This window comes from Mesorhizobium sp. NZP2298 (assembly GCF_013170825.1).
Classification (GTDB): domain Bacteria; phylum Pseudomonadota; class Alphaproteobacteria; order Rhizobiales; family Rhizobiaceae; genus Mesorhizobium.
This window is the reverse complement of the sequence record NZ_CP033365.1, coordinates 3,629,139-3,646,313: the sequence shown is the minus strand read 5'-3', so window position 1 is coordinate 3,646,313 and position 17,175 is coordinate 3,629,139. Positions and strand designations below refer to the sequence as shown.

The 17,175-nt window shown below is 66.4% G+C and carries 16 protein-coding genes and 1 tRNA gene; 13 read left to right on the top strand and 4 right to left on the bottom strand.

Translation table 11 applies throughout. The features are described from left to right. Window positions 1–13: 13 nt before the first annotated feature. From cobN to EB231_RS17610, 5 genes are read left to right on the top strand one after another with little or no spacing between them, the layout of a single operon-like run. Window positions 14–3,352 carry a cobaltochelatase subunit CobN gene (cobN, locus tag EB231_RS17630; RefSeq protein ID WP_172349980.1) on the top strand — a complete coding sequence of 1,113 codons (3,339 nt, stop codon included), beginning with the start codon at window positions 14–16 and terminating at the stop codon, window positions 3,350–3,352. After that, entirely contained in the window at window positions 3,349–4,854 is a 1,506-nt protein-coding gene (cobG, locus tag EB231_RS17625) for a precorrin-3B synthase (RefSeq protein WP_172349979.1), read from the top strand. The genes cobN and cobG overlap by 4 nt, the downstream gene beginning before the upstream one ends. Before the next feature lie 2 nt (window positions 4,855–4,856). Then, a complete protein-coding gene (locus tag EB231_RS17620; RefSeq protein WP_172349977.1) occupies window positions 4,857–5,489 on the top strand; it encodes a precorrin-8X methylmutase in 633 nt (210 codons plus the stop codon). After that, window positions 5,486–6,244, top strand: coding sequence for a precorrin-2 C(20)-methyltransferase (locus EB231_RS17615; protein ID WP_172349975.1), 759 nt, complete (start codon window positions 5,486–5,488; stop codon window positions 6,242–6,244). The genes EB231_RS17620 and EB231_RS17615 overlap by 4 nt, the downstream gene beginning before the upstream one ends. Beyond that, window positions 6,241–7,005 carry a precorrin-3B C(17)-methyltransferase gene (locus tag EB231_RS17610; protein WP_172349973.1) on the top strand — a complete coding sequence of 255 codons (765 nt, stop codon included), beginning with the start codon at window positions 6,241–6,243 and terminating at the stop codon, window positions 7,003–7,005. Before EB231_RS17615 ends, EB231_RS17610 begins: the two co-directional genes overlap by 4 nt. Here EB231_RS17610 and EB231_RS17605 read toward each other — a convergent pair. After that, entirely contained in the window at window positions 6,969–7,748 is a 780-nt protein-coding gene (locus EB231_RS17605) for a cobalt-precorrin-6A reductase (RefSeq protein ID WP_172349971.1), read from the bottom strand. The genes EB231_RS17610 and EB231_RS17605 overlap by 37 nt on opposite strands. Window positions 7,749–7,902: 154 nt before the next feature. Between EB231_RS17605 and cbiE the strand changes: the two genes are divergently transcribed. Genes cbiE through cobT form a run of 7 tightly spaced genes read left to right on the top strand, consistent with a single transcriptional unit; the run spans window position 7,903 to window position 14,227 of the window. Next, complete coding sequence (gene cbiE / locus EB231_RS17600) at window positions 7,903–9,129, top strand: precorrin-6y C5,15-methyltransferase (decarboxylating) subunit CbiE (protein ID WP_172349969.1); 1,227 nt, start codon at window positions 7,903–7,905, stop codon at window positions 9,127–9,129. Beyond that, entirely contained in the window at window positions 9,126–9,512 is a 387-nt protein-coding gene (locus EB231_RS17595; protein WP_172352946.1) for a cobalamin biosynthesis protein, read from the top strand. The genes cbiE and EB231_RS17595 overlap by 4 nt, the downstream gene beginning before the upstream one ends. After that, window positions 9,509–10,273, top strand: coding sequence for a precorrin-4 C(11)-methyltransferase (gene cobM, locus EB231_RS17590; protein WP_172349968.1), 765 nt, complete (start codon window positions 9,509–9,511; stop codon window positions 10,271–10,273). Before EB231_RS17595 ends, cobM begins: the two co-directional genes overlap by 4 nt. Beyond that, entirely contained in the window at window positions 10,270–11,088 is an 819-nt protein-coding gene (cobA, locus tag EB231_RS17585; protein ID WP_172349966.1) for a uroporphyrinogen-III C-methyltransferase, read from the top strand. Before cobM ends, cobA begins: the two co-directional genes overlap by 4 nt. Next, window positions 11,085–12,404, top strand: a complete 1,320-nt coding sequence (locus tag EB231_RS17580) for a cobyrinate a,c-diamide synthase (RefSeq protein ID WP_172349964.1) — start codon at window positions 11,085–11,087, stop codon at window positions 12,402–12,404. Before cobA ends, EB231_RS17580 begins: the two co-directional genes overlap by 4 nt. Then, window positions 12,401–13,177, top strand: a complete 777-nt coding sequence (gene cobS / locus EB231_RS17575) for an adenosylcobinamide-GDP ribazoletransferase (protein ID WP_172349962.1) — start codon at window positions 12,401–12,403, stop codon at window positions 13,175–13,177. Before EB231_RS17580 ends, cobS begins: the two co-directional genes overlap by 4 nt. A gap of 39 nt (window positions 13,178–13,216) precedes the next feature. Beyond that, window positions 13,217–14,227, top strand: a complete 1,011-nt coding sequence (cobT, locus tag EB231_RS17570; protein ID WP_172349960.1) for a nicotinate-nucleotide--dimethylbenzimidazole phosphoribosyltransferase — start codon at window positions 13,217–13,219, stop codon at window positions 14,225–14,227. Between the two features lie 10 nt (window positions 14,228–14,237). On the opposite strand, the gene EB231_RS17565 is transcribed toward cobT, so the two are convergent. From EB231_RS17565 to EB231_RS17555, 3 genes are all read right to left on the bottom strand, one after another. Continuing rightward, entirely contained in the window at window positions 14,238–14,465 is a 228-nt protein-coding gene (locus tag EB231_RS17565; protein ID WP_172349958.1) for a hypothetical protein, read from the bottom strand. A 226-nt stretch (window positions 14,466–14,691) separates the two neighbouring features. After that, a tRNA-Lys gene (locus EB231_RS17560) sits at window positions 14,692–14,767 on the bottom strand. Window positions 14,768–14,874: 107 nt separating this feature from the next. Then, window positions 14,875–15,783, bottom strand: coding sequence for a PhzF family phenazine biosynthesis protein (locus EB231_RS17555; protein WP_172349956.1), 909 nt, complete (start codon window positions 15,781–15,783; stop codon window positions 14,875–14,877). Between the two features lie 100 nt (window positions 15,784–15,883). Between EB231_RS17555 and EB231_RS17550 the strand changes: the two genes are divergently transcribed. Then, window positions 15,884–17,173, top strand: a complete 1,290-nt coding sequence (locus EB231_RS17550; protein ID WP_172349954.1) for an efflux RND transporter periplasmic adaptor subunit — start codon at window positions 15,884–15,886, stop codon at window positions 17,171–17,173. Window positions 17,174–17,175 lie beyond the last annotated feature (2 nt).

Here is a 17,175-nt window from a genome sequence, read left to right as displayed (position 1 = left end):
GACACGAGCCGCGATGCATATCCTCACCACGACCTCCGCCTCGCTCGACGATCTTGCCGAGCCGGTCGATCTGCGGCAGACGCCGGCGGATATCGTGGCCCTGTCCTTCACCGACAGCGATCTTGCCGGGCTGGCGGCGGCGTGGAAGGCCGATGCCGGCCGCGTGCCCTCGATGCGGCTGGCGGCGCTGCGCGACCTGCGCCATCCCATGTCCGTCGACCTCTGGGTCGACAGCGTCGCCCGCCACGCCAAGATCATCCTGGTGCGCATCCTCGGCGGCCACGATTGGTGGCGCTATGGCTGCGACCAGTTGGCTTCGATCGCCCGCGAGCGCGGCATAAAACTGGCGCTGCTTCCCGGTGAAAGCCACGACGAGGATCTCAGGCTGATCGAAGCCTCGACGCTGCCGCGCCAGGAATTGGACGCGTTGCTCGGCTATTTCCGCGAAGGCGGCCCGGCCAATATGAGCGCGCTGGTGCAGAGGCTGGGGCGGCTGGCTGGACAAGATGCGGCCGTTGTTGAGCCGGTGGCGGTGCCAAAAGCCGGCTACTACGAGCCCACACGCGGCGTCCTCCCCCTCCCCCTGCAAGTGGAGGGAAAGGTGGTACCGATCCTCTTCTACCGCTCGATGCTTCTTGCCGCCGATGTCGCGCCGATCGATGCCCTTTTTGAGGCGCTGCGCCAACGCGGCATCCTCCCGGTCCCCATCTTCGTCTCCAGCCTGAAAGAGCCGGCGTCACTCGCCTTTGTGGAAACCGCGTTCGCCGCGCTGAAACCCGCCGCCATCATCACCGCGACCGCCTTCGCCTCCGGTGCCGAACCCGGCGTCGAAACCCTATTCGACCGTGCCGGCGTGCCCGTCTTCCAGGTCATCGTCGCCACCACCCGCCGCGACGTCTGGGAAAACAACCAGCGCGGCGTGGCGCCCGCCGACCTCGCCATGCATGTCGTGCTGCCAGAACTGGACGGCCGCATCCTCGCCGGCGCCATTTCCTTCAAGGGCGAAAGCGATGTCGATCCGGCACTTGGCCACCGTGCCTTCGCCAACCGGCCGGAGCCGGATCGCGTGGCGCAGGTGGCGGATCGCGTGGTGGCCTTCATCAAGCTGCAGGACACGCCACGCGCCGAGCGCAAGCTTGTCATCCTGATCCCGGACTATCCAAGCGCACCGGGCCGCACGGGATATGCCGTCGGCCTCGATGTGCCGTCCAGCGTGCTGGCGATGCTGCATGACCTGAAGGAGCAGGGTTATGGCGTTGAGGGGATTCCGAAATCGCAGCGGGAATTGCTGGATTTGCTGGAGAGGGGCGATGACGGGCTGGGGCTGGAGGATTATCTCGGCTTCTCGAAGGAGTTGCCGGTTGAGGCAATGACTGCCGTTGAAGCGGCCTGGGGAAAAGCGGAATACGAGACCGGCCAGAAACACTTCCCCTTCCGCGCCGCGACCTTCGGCAACATCACCGTAGCCCTCGCCCCCGATCGCGGCCGCTCCGCCGATCGCCGCGCCGACTACCACGATCCAACCTTGCCCCCGCGTCACGCCCTGGTCGCGTTTGGCCTGTGGCTGCGCAAATCCCTCGGCATCCATGCGCTCATCCATGTCGGCGCGCACGGCACGCTGGAATGGCTGCCCGGCAAGACGGTTGCACTCTCGCAAAGCTGCTTTCCCGAGATCGTCACCGGTCCCTTGCCCGTCATCTACCCCTTCATCGTCTCCAACCCAGGCGAAGCGGCGCAGGCCAAGCGGCGCATCGCCGCCGTCACCCTTGGCCATCTGCCGCCGCCGCTGACCGTCGCGGGACTGGACGAAGACCAGCACAAACTCGAGCGCCTGGTCGACGAATATGCCCAGGCAGACGGCCTCGACCGTCGCCGCCGCGATCGCCTGGCAAAACTGATCGTGGACACGGCGCAAAAGACCGGCCTCGCCACCGAAGCCGGCGTCGCCAGGACCGACGCGCCCGATGAGGCGCTGCGCCGCATCGACGCCTGGCTCTGCGACCTCAAGGACTTCGCCATCAAGGACGGATTGCATATCTACGGCCGTGCACCCGATGGCGAGCCTGACACCATGCGCCGCCAAAGTGCCGAGGCTGAAAGGTCGGCGCTGGTCGCCGCGCTCGATGGCCGTCACGTCAAGGCCGGCCCGGCCGGCGCGCCGGCGCGCGGACGTTCCGACGTGCTGCCCACCGGCCGCAACCTGTTCACGTCGGACCCACGCACCATGCCGACCCCGACCGCCTATGATCTGGGCAAGGCGGCGGCGGAAGAGGTCGTGCGCGGCTACCTCCAGTCGCATGGCGACTGGCCGCGCTCGCTGGTGATAGACCTCTGGGGCTCGGCCTCGCTGCGCACCGGCGGCGAGGAAATCGCGCAAGGCCTGGCGCTGATGGGCTGCCGGCCGCAATGGGATGCCGCCACCGGCCGCGTCACCGGCATCGAGGTGCTGCCGCCGGCAACGCTCGACCGCCCGCGCGTCGACGTCACCTGGCGCATTTCGGGCCTCTTCCGCGACATGTTCCCGACCCAGATCGCGCTGATCGACGCCACCGCCAATGCCGTCGCCGCTCGCGACGAGGAGGATTCGGAAAACCCGCTCGCGGCCCGGACCCGAGCCGACGGCAAGATCAGCCCGCGCATCTTCGGCACCTCGCCCGGCACTTACGGCGCCGGCGTCGAGAATCTCCTGTCGAGCGGCGACTGGGCAGCGCGCGAAGAAATCGGCCGCGCCTATCTCGACGCCACCTCGCATGCCTATGGCGGCGCCGGCGGCGAAGGCGTCTCGGCGCCCGGCGCGTTCGAAACCCGCATCGCCGAAGCCGATCTTCTGGTCCACACCGGCGACGATCCCGGCCGCGACATTCTCGAAGGCTCCGCCGACGTCGCCTTCATCGGCGGCTTTTCGGCCGCGCTTGCAGCACTTGGCCGGAATGCCGACGTCATCGTCCTCGACACGACAGACCCGCAAAAGCCGAAGCCGCGTTCGGTCGGCGAGGCCGTCTCGCGTGTGGTGCGCGCCCGCGCCGTCAACGCGCGTTTCATTGCCGGACAGATGCGGCACGGCCCGCGCGGCGCCTCCGAATTCGCCGAGACGGTCGACCGGCTGGTTGGCTTCGCCGAGACCACCCATGCCATTTCGGGCGCGCTGATCGAGGCCGTGCACGACGCCTATGTCGGCGACGCGGAAGTTCGCGCCTTCATCCTGCGCGAAAACCCGGCGGCCGCGAAAGTCATCGCCGAGCGTTTTCTCTCGGCGCGCCGGCGCGGCCTCTGGCATCCCTTGCGCAATTCCATCGACGACGATCTCGCCGCGCTGATTGCCGAGGCAGAGGCATTGGGAGTGGCGGCATGAACGCCTTCTCGCGCCGTGGCGCGTGTCCGGCCCTGTCGGCCCCGATGCAGACCGGCGATGGGCTCCTAGTGCGGCTCAACCCGGTTGCTGGAGCCCTGACGCCGAAGCTTTTGATCGAGTTGGCTGAATCTGCCCAGCGGCATGGCAACGGCGTCATGGAAGTGACGGCGCGCGGCAGTCTGCAGATACGTGGGCTGACAGCGGAGAGCGCAGCATTGCTGGCAGCGGAGGTCGATGCGCTGGGCATTGCGGTGCGGACCGGCGTGCCGGTGGAGACAGGACCGCTGGCGGGCATCGATCCGCAGGAGATCGCCGATCCGCGACCGCTGGCAGAGCGGATCAGGATGGCGATTGAAGAGGCCGGGCTGGCGCCAAGGCTGGGGCCGAAGGTGTCGGTGGTTGTCGACGGCGGCGGGCAACTGACGATGGATGCGGTGACGGCCGACGTGCGGCTGAAGGCGGAGCGAGCCGACAACGTCATCGTCTGGAGCGTATCGGTTGCCGGTGACGGCCGAAACGCGAAGGTGCTGGCAACAGTCGATGCGGATGCCGCTAGAGACATAGCCGTCGCTACGCTCAGGATGGTCGCTGAAAAGGGCCGCGAAGCGCATGCGAGGGATTTGTCGGAGAGGCAATTAATATCTCTCGCAGGCTGGCATTCTGTGGCGCCCCCCTCTGTCTTGCAGGACATCTCCCCCACAAGAGGGGAGATTGCTCATTCACGCTCGCCTTCGCCAATTTCCAACGCCGAAACAGCTGAGCCCACCTCCGCCTTCGCAAGAGCAGCGCCGCCGGCAGGGCTGCCAATCTCCCCCCTAGTGGGGGAGATGTCCGGCAGGACAGAGGGGGGCGCCTCGCCCAAACCTATCGGCCTTTTCCCCTTGGCCGATGGTACTTTCACTCTCGGCATCGGCCTCCCCTATGGCAGCATGCCGGCGGACAAGATCATCAGCCTCGCGCAAAGCGCCCTCGCCCTTGGCACCACCGAAATCCGCCTCGCCCCGGGCCGCGCCTTGCTCTTCGTTGATCAGCCGGACGTCGCTTGCACAAGCCTCCAGCAAACAGCCGCCGCCCTCGGCTTCGTCACCTCTCCCACCGATCCGCGCACCCGCATCGCCGCCTGCCCCGGCACGCCGGCCTGCGCCTCCGGCCGCATCGCCACGCGTGACATCGCCGAGACGATCGCCACCGAAAACGCAGACATTCTCGACTTCACCCTGCATATTTCCGGCTGCGCCAAGGGCTGCGCGCATCCCGGTCCGGCGGCGCTCACAATCGTCGGCGGCGAAAATGGAGCCGGACTTGTCGTGAACGCGACGGCAAAGGCTCTTCCTGCCGGCTACAGGCCGGGCTATGACGCCGCGCGCGGCTTCAGTCGCGTCGCGGCGACGATCCGCAGCACACGATATCGAGGCGAAACCGCCGCCGCTTGCCTGACAAGGCTCGGGGCGGCGGCAATCGCCGAGACTTACCGACAGGCCCAAACTAAAAACCGGAAATGAGCATGGCCGCCTACGACTACATCCACGACGGCACGGCGATCTATGAGCGCTCCTTCGCCATTATCCGCGCCGAGGCCGACCTCAAGCGCTTCTCGGACGCCGAGTCCGATGTCGCCATCCGCATGATTCATGCCTGCGGCCAGGTCGAAGCATCAAGCCATTTTGTTTTCTCGCCTGATTTCGTCACAGCCGCACGCAAGGCACTCGCTGCCGGCGCGCCGATCTTCTGCGATGCCGAAATGGTTGCGCATGGGGTCACCCGCGCTCGTCTGCCGGCCGGCAACGAGGTGATCTGCACCTTGCGCGATCCGCGCACGCACGACATCGCCAAGGCGATCGGCAACACCCGTTCGGCCGCCGCGATCGACCTGTGGGGCGAGCGCATGGCCGGTTCGGTGGTCGCCATCGGCAATGCGCCGACAGCACTTTTCTACCTGCTGGAAAAATTGCGCGACGGCGCGCCGAAGCCGGCGGCCATCATCGGCATGCCAGTCGGCTTCGTCGGTGCTGCCGAATCCAAGGATGCGTTGGCCGAGAATTCCTATGGCGTGCCTTATGCCATTGTGCGTGGCCGACTTGGCGGCAGCGCCATGACCGCCGCCGCGCTCAATTCATTGGCGAGGCCCGGCCTGTGAACGCGCTCCCCAAAGGCCGACTTGTCGGCGTCGGCACCGGTCCCGGCGATCCAGAATTGTTGACGCTGAAGGCCGCGCGGGCCTTGGCCGAGGCCGATGTCGTCGCCTATTTCGCCAAGCGCGGCAACAACAGCAACGCGCGCGCCATCGTCGAAGCGCGCTTCCGGCCGGACATGCTGGAACTGCCGCTGCTCTATCCCGTGACCACCGAAATCGACAAGAATCACGACGATTACCGCTCGCAGATCACCGGTTTCTACGAGGAGTCGGCCGAAAAGGTCGCAGAACACCTCGAAGCCGGCAGGATGGTAGCCGTCCTGTCCGAGGGCGACCCGCTGTTCTACGGCTCCTACATGCATCTGCATGTGCGCCTTGCTCATCGCTTCCCCACGGAAGTCATCCCCGGCGTCACCGCAATGTCCGGCTGCTGGTCGCAGACCGGTGTGCCGATCGTCCAGGGCGATGACGTGCTGACGGTTTTGCCCGGCACGATGAGCGAGTTCGAACTGACGCGTCGCCTCGCCGACACCGATGCCGCCGTTATCATGAAGGTCGGCCGCAACCTGCCCAAGATCAGGCGGGCGCTCGAAGCCACAGGCAAGCTGACGCGCGCCGTCTATGTCGAGCGCGGCACCATGGCCGGCAGCGTCTCGATGAAGCTCGCCGACAAGCAGGACGACAAGGCCCCCTATTTCGCCATCGTGCTGGTCGCCGGCTGGTCCGGCCGGTCAGGGGCACTGGGGGCACAGGCATGAGCGGCCGTCTCACCGTCATCGGCCTTGGACCCGGCAATGCCGATCAGGTCACGCCGCAAGCAAGCCGCGCCGTGGCCGAGGCAAAGTTCTTCTATGGCTACAAGCCCTATCTCGACCGGCTGGACCTGCGCCCGGACCAGACTCGCGTTGCCTCCGACAACCGCGAGGAACTCGCCCGCTCCAAGGACGCCTTGATCAAGGCCGCCGAGGGCCATGAGGTCGCCGTCGTCTCCGGCGGCGATCCCGGCGTCTTTGCCATGGCAGCCGCGGTTTGCGAGGCGATCGAGGCCGGCCCGGCTGAATGGCGGGCTGTCGACGTTGCCGTGGTGCCCGGCGTCACCGCCATGCTGGCGGTCGCCGCCCGCATCGGCGCCCCGCTCGGCCATGATTTCTGCGCCATCTCGCTGTCCGACAATCTGAAGCCGTGGGAACTGATCGAACTGCGCCTGCTGGCGGCGGCCGGCGCCGGTTTCGTCATCGCGCTCTACAACCCCATCAGCAAGGCACGCCCCTGGCAGCTTGGCCGCGCCTTCGAATGCCTGACCGCGATCCTGCCCGGCACCACGCCGGTCATCTTCGGCCGCGCCGCCGGCCGTCCGGACGAGCGCATCGAGGTTTATCTGTTGGCCGACGTCGACGCGCAAAAGGCCGACATGGCGACCTGCATCATCATCGGGTCGCCGGAAACCCGGATCATCAAGCGCGCAGACAAGCCGGCGCTGGTCTACACGCCGCGTTCGGCATCGGGTTCGACAAAATGATCGGCCCCAAATTGGTTGACAATCGCGGCCAGCGCTTCGACGGTTTCAGCCGAAGGCACCTCCGGCAACATCGGCCTGCGGACCATGATCACCTCGACACCAAGCGCCCGCGCTGCGGCAATCTTGCCGTAAGTGGCGGCGCCACCGCTGTTCTTGGACACGACAACATCGATGCTGTGTCTTTCCAGCAGCACACGCTCGTCAGCTTCGCGGAACGGACCGCGCGCCAGCAGGTAGTCAGCGTCGGGCACGGCGAGCTTCGGCTCGACCGGATCGACGCTGCGGATGAGGTAATGGTGCTGGGGCGCGGCTTCGAAGGCCGCGACCTCCTGTCGGCCAAGCGCCAGGAAGACGCGGCGCGGTGCCGATCCAAGCGCATGCACGGCATCGGTGACGCTATCGACATCAGTCCAGTGGTCGCCTTCAATAGGCTCCCAGCCCGGACGGCGCAGAGCGAAGATCGGCACGCCGGTCGCTCGCGCCGCTTGCGCGGCATTGGCGGAGATTCGCGCCGCATAGGGATGCGTGGCATCGATCAGCAGGTCGGTGCTGGTCTCCTTGAGGTAGGCGGCCAGACCATCGGCGCCGCCAAAGCCGCCGCTGCGCACCGGCACGCCCTGCGCGACCGGGCTTTCGGTACGACCGGCCAGCGACAAGGTGAGCGACATATCGGCACGCGCGGCCAGCTTTCCCGCCAGTTGCCGGGCTTCGCTGGTGCCGCCGAGGATCAGAATCTTCTTCATGGGCACCATATCGAACAGCGTCGGCGCTGCCCCTCACCCTTACCCTCTCCCCGTGAAGAACGGGGAGAGGGAGGCGTCAGCGTCGGAACTACTCCCTTCTCCCCGTCACTATACGGGGAGAAGGTGCCGGCAGGCGGATGAGGGGCGGCGCGACATGTCAAAACAACAGCCAACGCCAAAATGGCTTACAATCATCGGCATCGGCGAGGACGGTTTAGCGGGTCTCGGCGACGAGGCCAAGCAGCGGATTGCCAAGGCGGAATTCATCTTCGGCGGCAAGCGGCATCTGGCGCTGGTCGCATCCTTCGCCAAGGGCGAGCCGCGCCCCTGGCCGGTGCCCTTCGATGCCGGGATGGCTGACGTGCTGGCGCTGGTGGGCCGCAAAGTCTGCGTGCTCGCCTCCGGCGATCCTTTTTTCCACGGGGTCGGTGCCACCCTCGCCCGCAAGGTCGAGCTGCGGGAGATGCATGTCATCCCAGCGCCGTCGGCCGTCTCGCTGGCCGCCGCCCGCCTTGGCTGGGCACTGCAGGATATCGAGACCGTCTCGCTGCATGGCCGGCCGCTCGACCTGATCCGGCCGCTGCTGCAGCCCAATGCACGCATCCTGGCACTGACGTCGGACGGCAACGCGCCGGCGGCAATTGCCCGCCTGCTCACAGAACTCGATTTCGGCGCATCGCGGCTGACGGTCCTGGAGGCTTTGGGCGGACCGAACGAGAAACAGCACATGGCACGCGCCGATGCCTTTGACCTCGAAAACATCAATCCGCTCAACGTGCTGGCCATCGAAATTGATTCGAACCCGCAAGGCCGTGTGCTGCCGCTCACGGTTGGCCTTGCCGATCATCTGTTCGACCATGACGGCCAGATCACCAAGCGCGAAATCCGCGCTGTCACCTTGTCGACGCTGGCGCCCAGGCGCGGCGAGTTGCTGTGGGACATCGGCGCCGGCTCAGGCTCGATCGGCATCGAGTGGATGCTCGCCCACCCCTTGATGCGCGCCATTGCCATCGAGGCCGACCCGAGCCGCGCCGCTCGCATCCACCGCAATGCCGCCGCCTGCGGCGTTCCGGGCCTTGTGGTGGTGGAAGGCAACGCGCCAAGGGCGCTTGCCGGGCTGGAGACGCCGGACGCTATCTTCATCGGCGGCGGCGGCAGCGACACCGGTGTCTTGAACACCGCCATCAAGGCGCTGCGCCCAGGTGGCCGTCTCGTCGCCAATGCGGTGACGCTGGAAATGGAAACGCTGCTTCTCGCCCAGCACCTGAAACTGGGCGGCGATCTTACCCGGATAGACATTTCGCGCGCCTCGCCGGTCGGTTCGATGCAGGCCTGGCGGCCGGCAATGCCGGTCACGCAATGGAACTGGGTGAAGCCATGATGGTCGCGGGCATCGGCAGCCGCAAAGGCGTTGGCGTCGAAGACGTGCTTGCCGCGATTGAAACCGCGCTTGAAGCGCACGGGCTGGCAATGACGGCGCTCTCGGCACTGGCCACCGCAGCGTTCAAGAAGGATGAAGACGCGATCGCTGGCGCTGGCCGCGCGCTGAACCTCCCGGTTGTCATCGTCGATGACGCAGCGCTTCAAGCCGCCTCGCCAGGCACGCTCAGCCATTCCAGCCTCTCGCAGGAACTCGCCGGCACGCCCTCCGTTTCCGAAGCGGCAGCCCTTGCCGTTGCCGGAGCCGGCGCAAAACTGCTTGGCCCTCGCACCGTGCTTGGCCCGGTCACCTGCGCCATCGCCATCAGCGGAGACGCGCCATGACCGTTCATTTCATCGGTGCCGGTCCCGGCGCGGCCGACCTCATCACGCTGCGCGGCGCCAGGCTCCTGGCAAGCTGTCCGGTCTGCCTTCACGCCGGCTCCATCGTCGCACCCGAATTGCTGCAGCACTGCACACCCGGGACCAAACTGATCGACACCGCGCCAATGTCGCTCGACGAGATAGAGGCCGCCTATGTCGAGGCCCACAAGGCTGGTCATGATGTAGCGCGGCTGCATTCCGGCGACTTGTCGGTTTGGAGTGCGGTGGCCGAGCAGATCCGCCGGCTGGAAAAACACGGCATCCCTTACACGCTGACGCCGGGCGTTCCCTCCTTCGCCGCAGCCGCCGCGGCGCTGCGGCGCGAGCTGACCATTCCCGAAGTGGCGCAAAGCCTGGTGCTGACCCGCATCTCCGGCCGCGCCTCAAAAATGCCGCCCGGCGAAACGCTGGCCGGCTTCGGCCGCACCGGCGCCACGCTGGCCATCCATCTTGCCATTCACGCCATCGACCGTGTCGTCGCCGAACTGACGCCGCACTATGGCGGCGATTGTCCGGTGGCGATCGTCTTCCGTGCCTCGTGGCCAGATGAGCGCGTGCTGACGGGAACGCTGGAAACGATCGAGGCGCAGCTGGCCGCCGATCCGATGGAGCGCACGGCGATCATCTTCGTCGGCCGCTCGCTGGCGGCGGAAGGGTTTGGCGAGAGTGCATTGTACGACGCCCACTATCAGCGGCGTTTTCGCGGACGGGACGGATTGTGAGCGGCAGCATCAAAAAGAAGAGCGAAAACGCCACGCTCGAACAGGCGCTCGCCCGGCTGAACTTCAAGCCGCGTCCGCTTGAGCCGGGCCATGTCTGGCTGGCCGGCGGCGGCCCCGGGGATCCCGGCTGCCTGACCCTGGAAGTGCTGGCGGCCTTGGCCGAGGCGGATGCGCTGGTCTATGATGCGCTGGTCTCACCCGATGTCGTGGCGGTGGCATCGGCAGCCGAGCTGTTCTACGCCGGCAAACGCGGCGGCCAGCCTTCGATGAAGCAGGACGACATCACCGCCCTGCTGGTGCGGCTGGCGCGCGAAGGCCGCCGCGTCGTCAGGCTGAAAGGCGGCGATCCCTATATTTTCGGCCGTGGCGGTGAAGAGGCACTGGCGCTCGCGCGCGAAGCTATCCCCTTCCGGGTTTTGCCCGGCCTGACATCCGGCCTCAGCGCGCTGGCCGCGACCGGCATCCCGGCCACCATGCGCGGCATCAACAAGGCGGTGATCCTGGCGACCGGCCACGCCGCCGGCACCGACGACGACATCGACTGGGCGGCGATCGCCCGCACCGGCCAGCCGGTTGTCGTCTACATGGGCATGGCGAACCTGCCGCTGATCGCGGCAGCGCTGCTCGACGGCGGGCTGGCGCCATCGACCCCGGCTGCGGTGATCGTCGCCGCGACCACACCGCAGGAGCGAACCGTCGTAGCCACGCTCGCCACCATCGCCGAGGAAGCGGCCGCCGCCGGCCTTGCCTCGCCGGCATTGATTGTTGTCGGCGGCATCGTCGCCATGCGCGCGGCACTGGCAGGCAAGGCATGACGGCCCGCGCGATCATCATCGGCGCGCCGCGTTCCGGCTCGGGCAAGACCAGCGTCACCATCGGCATTCTGCGCGCGCTCACCCGGCGCGGGCTGAAGGTGCGGGGCGCCAAATCCGGCCCCGACTATATCGATCCCGGCTTCCACACGGCTGCCACGGGCCTGTCCGGCGTCAATCTCGACAGCTGGGCCATGCCGCCATCGCTGCTCAATGCGCTCGCCGCACAGGCGGCCGACGACACCGACTTCGTTATCCTCGAAAGCGCCATGGGCCTGTTCGACGGCATTCCAGCCACGCCGGGGCGCACCGGCTCGGCGGCAGATCTCGCCCGGCTCTACGGCCTGCCGGTGCTTTTGGTGCTCGACGTTTCCGGACAATCGACCACGGCGGCGGCCGTCGCCAAGGGCTTTGCCACCTACGATCCGGATGTCCGCATGGCCGGCGTCGTGCTCAACCGGCTTGGCAGCGAGCGCCACCGCCGGCTGTCCGGCGACGCGATCGAGGCGATCGGCCTGCCTGTCGTCGGCGCCATCTTACGCGACCCTACCCTGAACCTGCCCGAGCGGCACCTCGGTCTCGTCCAGGCCGGCGAGTATGATGATCTGATGGCGCATCTGGACCGCCTCGCCGACATGGCGGAGAAGTCGCTCGACCTCGATGCGGTCATGGCGCTGGCAACGCCCCTCACCCCGGCAGAAGGCGGCTTCGACGAGGCGCTGCAGCCGCCCGGACAGCGGATAGCCCTGGCAGAAGACGCCGCCTTCACCTTCCTCTACCCGCACGTCGCCAGCTGTTGGCGCAAGGCGGGCGCGGAAATCGTTCCGTTCTCGCCACTCGCCGACGAAGCGCCCGACGAGGATTGTGACGTCTGCTGGCTGCCCGGCGGCTATCCCGAGCTTCACGCCGGTCGGCTCGCAGCGTCGGAGACTTTCAAGACCGGAATGGCGCGCTTCGCCGCGACCAAGCCAGTGCATGGCGAGTGCGGCGGCTTCATGGTGCTTGGCCAGACGCTGGAGGATGCCTCCGGCGAAACGCACGGAATGCTTGGCCTGCTTGGCCATTCCACCAGTTTTGCAAAGCGGAAGATGAATCTTGGCTACCGCGAGGCGCGGCTGCGCGCCGATTGCCCATTGGGCTCACAGGGCGCGCTGATCCGGGGGCATGAATTCCACTATGCGCAGATGACCGCAACCGGCAATGACGAGCCGCTGGCCGACCTCGCCGATGGTCAGGGCAATCCGATCGGCGCCTCCGGCTATCGGCGTGGTCATGTCAGCGGCACCTTCTTCCATGCGATAGCGAGGGGCGGCGCATGAAGCTCCCGAATTTGACCCTTTCGCCCCGGCAAATCCTCGACGACTTGGCGCTCTGCCTGGTCTTCTTCACCCGCCTGCCTCTGCCCATCCTCGATTTTCGCGGCCGCGGCCTTGCCGCCGCGATCTGGGCGGCGCCGGTCGCCGGCCTCGTCGTCGGCCTGATCGGCGCCATCGTCTTTGCCACGGCGGAACGGTTTGGCCTTGCCATGGGCCCGGCGGCAGCCCTTGCCCTGGTCGCAACGGTGGTCACCACCGGCTGCCTGCACGAGGACGGGCTTTCCGATGTCGCCGACGGCTTTGGCGGCGGCAAATCGCGCGGCCGCAAGCTGGACATCATGCGCGACAGCCGCATCGGCGCCTATGGCGCCATGGCGCTGGCTCTGTCGCTGCTCATCCGCTGGAGCGCACTGTCGCAACTGGTCGACCCCACTCAGGCTCTCTTTGCCCTTATTGCCGCCCACGCGGCCTCGCGTGGCGTGTTGGGCGCCTTCATGCATCTGTTGCCTCCGGCGCGCGATGACGGCCTCTCGGCCGGCGCCGGCACTGTCTCGCTTGAAACGGCAATCGTCGGCGCCGTGCTTGGCGCGATCCCTCTCCTGCTGCTTGGGCTCGGCGGCGCCATCGCCGCGCTGATCCTGCTCGGCCTGCTGTTTGCCGCCTTCCACGCCCTTTGCCTCAACCAGATCGGTGGCCAGACCGGCGACACGATCGGCGCCTTGCAGCAAGTGAGCGAAATATCCGTGCTTCTCGTCGCTTCCGTCGCGCTTTCCTGATTCCCCTTGACCTGATTCTCTTCCGGAGACTTTGCCCCCATGCCCTTCAAATCCCTTGATGAATTGCGCGCCGCCTGCCTTGACCTCCCGGCTGGCAGCGATACCGCGGCAAACGCCGTCGCCCGCCGCCAGGACACACTGACCAAGCCGCAAGGCAGCCTCGGCCGGCTGGAAACCATCGCCGCATGGCTGGCGCGCTGGCAGGGCCGCGACATGCCAAAACTCGATCGCGTGAAAGTGTTCGTCTTCGCCGGCAATCACGGCGTCACCGCGCAGGGCGTGTCGGCCTTTCCTTCCGAAGTGACAGTGCAGATGGTGGCGAACTTCGCCGGCGGCGGGGCCGCCATCAACCAGCTCGCCCGCATCGCCGGCGCCGAACTCGATGTCATCCCGCTCGACCTCGACCATCCTACGGGCGACTTCACGCAAGTGCCGGCAATGGACGAGAAAGCCTTCCTCGCCGCCGTGTCGGCCGGCTACGATGCGGTGACGAAAGATCTCGACCTGATCTGCTTCGGCGAGATGGGCATCGGCAACACCACGCCGGCTGCCGCCATCTCGGCCGCGCTGTTCGGCGGGGGCGCGGAAAAATGGACCGGGCGCGGCACCGGCGTCGACGATGCCGGCCTGAAGCGCAAGGTGGTCGCCATCGAAGCCGGCCTGAAGCGTCATGCCGCCGCCCTTGCCGACCCGTTGGGGGTTGCCGCGGCACTCGGTGGCCGAGAACTCGCCGCCATCTTCGGCGCCACACTCGCCGCCCGTCATCTCGGCATTCCCGTGCTGCTCGACGGTTTCGTCTGCACCGCCGCCGCGGCCCCGCTGGCAAGGCTGCACCCGACAGGGCTGGCCCACACAATCGCGGCCCACGTCTCGGCCGAATCGGGCCATCGCGGCCTGCTCGAAGCGCTCGGCCTGCCGCCGCTGCTCGATCTCGGCATGCGGCTCGGTGAGGGTTCGGGTGCCTGCCTCGCCGTCAACATCGTGCGCTCGGCGCTGGAGTGTCATGCGAGAATGGCGAGCTTTGCCGAGGCTGGGGTCTCGGAGAAGTAGCTTCGGACTTCTACGGTTGGGTCCGTGAAGCTGCTCCCGTCACAGGCAGGAGTGGCATCTTCCTGCTACGGCGATTCTCGAATAGATCTGGCGGATGAAAAAACTCCATCCCGCTGCCGCTGCTGTGGCTATTGCCGTTGTGCTTGCCATTGTGCTTCGGCGCGATGGATACTCCAGCCACAGCCCGATCGACACCGCGATTTTCGTTGTTTTCCTGGTTTTCTTCTTGGTGGCTCATCAGCGATTTCTCGGGCGGGAAAGGCGGAACTGAGGCTAGCGAAGCTGAGAGCGCAGAAAAGAACATTGCTTTTCGGTTCGGCCGATTTCTAAGCCGCATTTTTGCACGCAATTAGATCATCATGAGCACGAAATAGCGTTGCTGGTTGAAAAGCGCAGCATTTGGCCCGAGACGCGCCACACGCGTCTCGCTTTTCAGGGTCTTTCCACCAAGTCTTCTAGGAATTTGGTGGGTGCGCACAGGATTGAACTGTGGACCCGCTGATTAAGAGTCAGCTGCTCTACCAACTGAGCTACGCACCCACTCGGCCGGCAAAAACCGGCGTTGGCGGGCATATAGCCGCCACCATCGGTCATGTCTAGCCCTGCCGGAATCATTTCCCGACAAATCGCTGAAGTGACGCAGATGGTCACACGAAAAGCTTGCCTTCCGCCACCTTGACCGCGTTACCGCCAATGCGCGCCGAGGCCAGTTTTCCGCCTTCGACATTGAGCTCCAGGCGGATGCGAGACGGCCGGCCCATCTCCAGCCCCTGCTCGATCCACAGCTGTGAAATGCCATCCGTCGGGCCGTCGAAATGCATGATGGCGCCGGCGAAGGCGGCCGCCGCTGAACCGGTCGCCGGATCCTCATAGGAAGGCGTACCGGGCACGATCATGCGGACATGAAAGGCGCTTTCGTGGTTCACCGTCTCGCGGCAATAGACATAGGGGCTGGCGAAGGCCCATTCGCTCTTGCGCGGCGCCAGTTCCGACCAGGCCTGATTGTCCAGCCGGATGCGGCCCGCCGCCTCGAGATTGGCGACGGGAATGGTCACATAGGGCACGCCGGCCGACCAGAACGAGACGCGGTGATTCTCGAAGCCGATCTCGTGCGGCGCCAGGCCAAGGGCCGCCCCGATCGCTTCCGGATCGGCCTCGAGCTTCAGCGGTTCCGGCAGTTTCGCCAGATCGAACTCGGCGAAGGTGTTGCCATCGTGCGCGCTGACGGCGCAGCGCACCGGGCCGATGTTCTCTTCCAGCACGAAGATGCCGGCCCCGCCCTCACCCGCTAGTTCGGCCAGCGCGATTGCCGATCCCACCGTCGGATGGCCGGCGAACGGCATTTCATAGTCGGGCGTGAAGATGCGGATGCGGTTTTTGTGCTTGGGATTGTCGGGCGGCAGCACAAAGACCGATTCGGACAGGTTGAATTCGCGCGCGATGGCCTGCATCGCCGCCGTATCCAGACCTTTGCAATCCAACACCACGGCCAGGGGGTTTCCGGCCAGTCGCTCGGTCGTAAACACATCGTAAAGCAAGTAATTCCGGGTTTGCATTCCTGCCTCAATCCCAACATGGGCGAAATTTAATTTGATATTTGAACCGGTAAGCCTGATCTGTGCACAGATAGGGACATACGCATCATAGGGGTCCGACGTGGACCAGATTGTCAATCTGCCAAAGACGGAATCGGATTCCGCCATCGAGACGGCGCTTGGGCTCGACCGACAAGGTCTGCGCAAGACGCGCCGGCGTGGCTGGCTCTATGCGCTGCTGGCCCTGATCGTGCTTGCCGCCGGTTTTGGCCTCTATCAATGGTACGCGGCCACGCCCGCCAGGATTGATTACACCACCGTGCCGGCCGCCAAGGCCGACCTGACCGTCCAGGTTTCGGCGACGGGCACGCTGCAGCCACTCACCCAGGTCGACATTTCCAGCCAGCTCTCCGGCATCATACGCTCGGTCTCGGTCAACGAGAACCAGCAGGTGAAGAAAGGCGACGTGCTGGCGGCTCTCGACACCGCCAAACTGCAGGTCCAGATCGAACGGGCCGAGGCTTCCGCGAAAGGGGCCGCCGCCAATGTCGAGGACGCCACGGTGACGCTGGCCGAGAACGAAAGCGCGCTGGTGCGCGCGGCGGCCCTGACCAAGCGCGGCATGGCGACCGACCAGTCGCTCGAGGCGGCAACCGCGACGCGCGACCGCTCCAAGGCAGCGCTCGACAGCGCCCAGGCCAATCTCGCAATCGCCAATGCCGATCTCAAATCGCAGCAGACCGACCTTGCCAACAGCACCATCTATGCCCCGATCGACGGCATCGTGCTGACGCGCTCGGTCGACCCCGGCCAGACGGTAGCCTCCTCGCTGCAGGCGCCGGTGCTGTTCGTCATCGCCGCGGATTTGCGGAACATGGAACTGGTGGCGGCGGTCGACGAGGCCGACATCGGCGCCGTCAAGACAGGCCAGCATGCTCGTTTCACCGTCGATGCCTTCCCCGACCGGCCGTTCGATGCCGAGATCCGCGACATCTCCTATGCCTCGGTCACGACAGACGGCGTCGTCACCTATAATGCGCGGCTCGAGGTCGACAACAACGAGCTGTTGTTGCGGCCCGGCATGACCGCCACCGTTTCCGTCGTCACAAGGGAGGCCAAGGGCGTGCTGACCGTGCCCTCCTCCGCCTTCCGCTACCGCCCGGCGCAGCAGGCCGCGCGTGGCTGGAGCTTCAGCGACCTGTTCACCGGCCGCATGAGTCGTCCGGGCGGCAACCGCCAGCGTCAGGCGACGACCCCGACCGATGGCTCGCGCACGCTCTATGTGCTGGAGAACGGCCGGCCGCGTCCGGTCAACGTCAAGATCGGCTCGACCGATGGCGAACTGACCGAGATCACGTCCGGCCTGGACGAAGGCGCGCAAGTCATCACCGCCTCGCAGCCGCGGAGCTGACG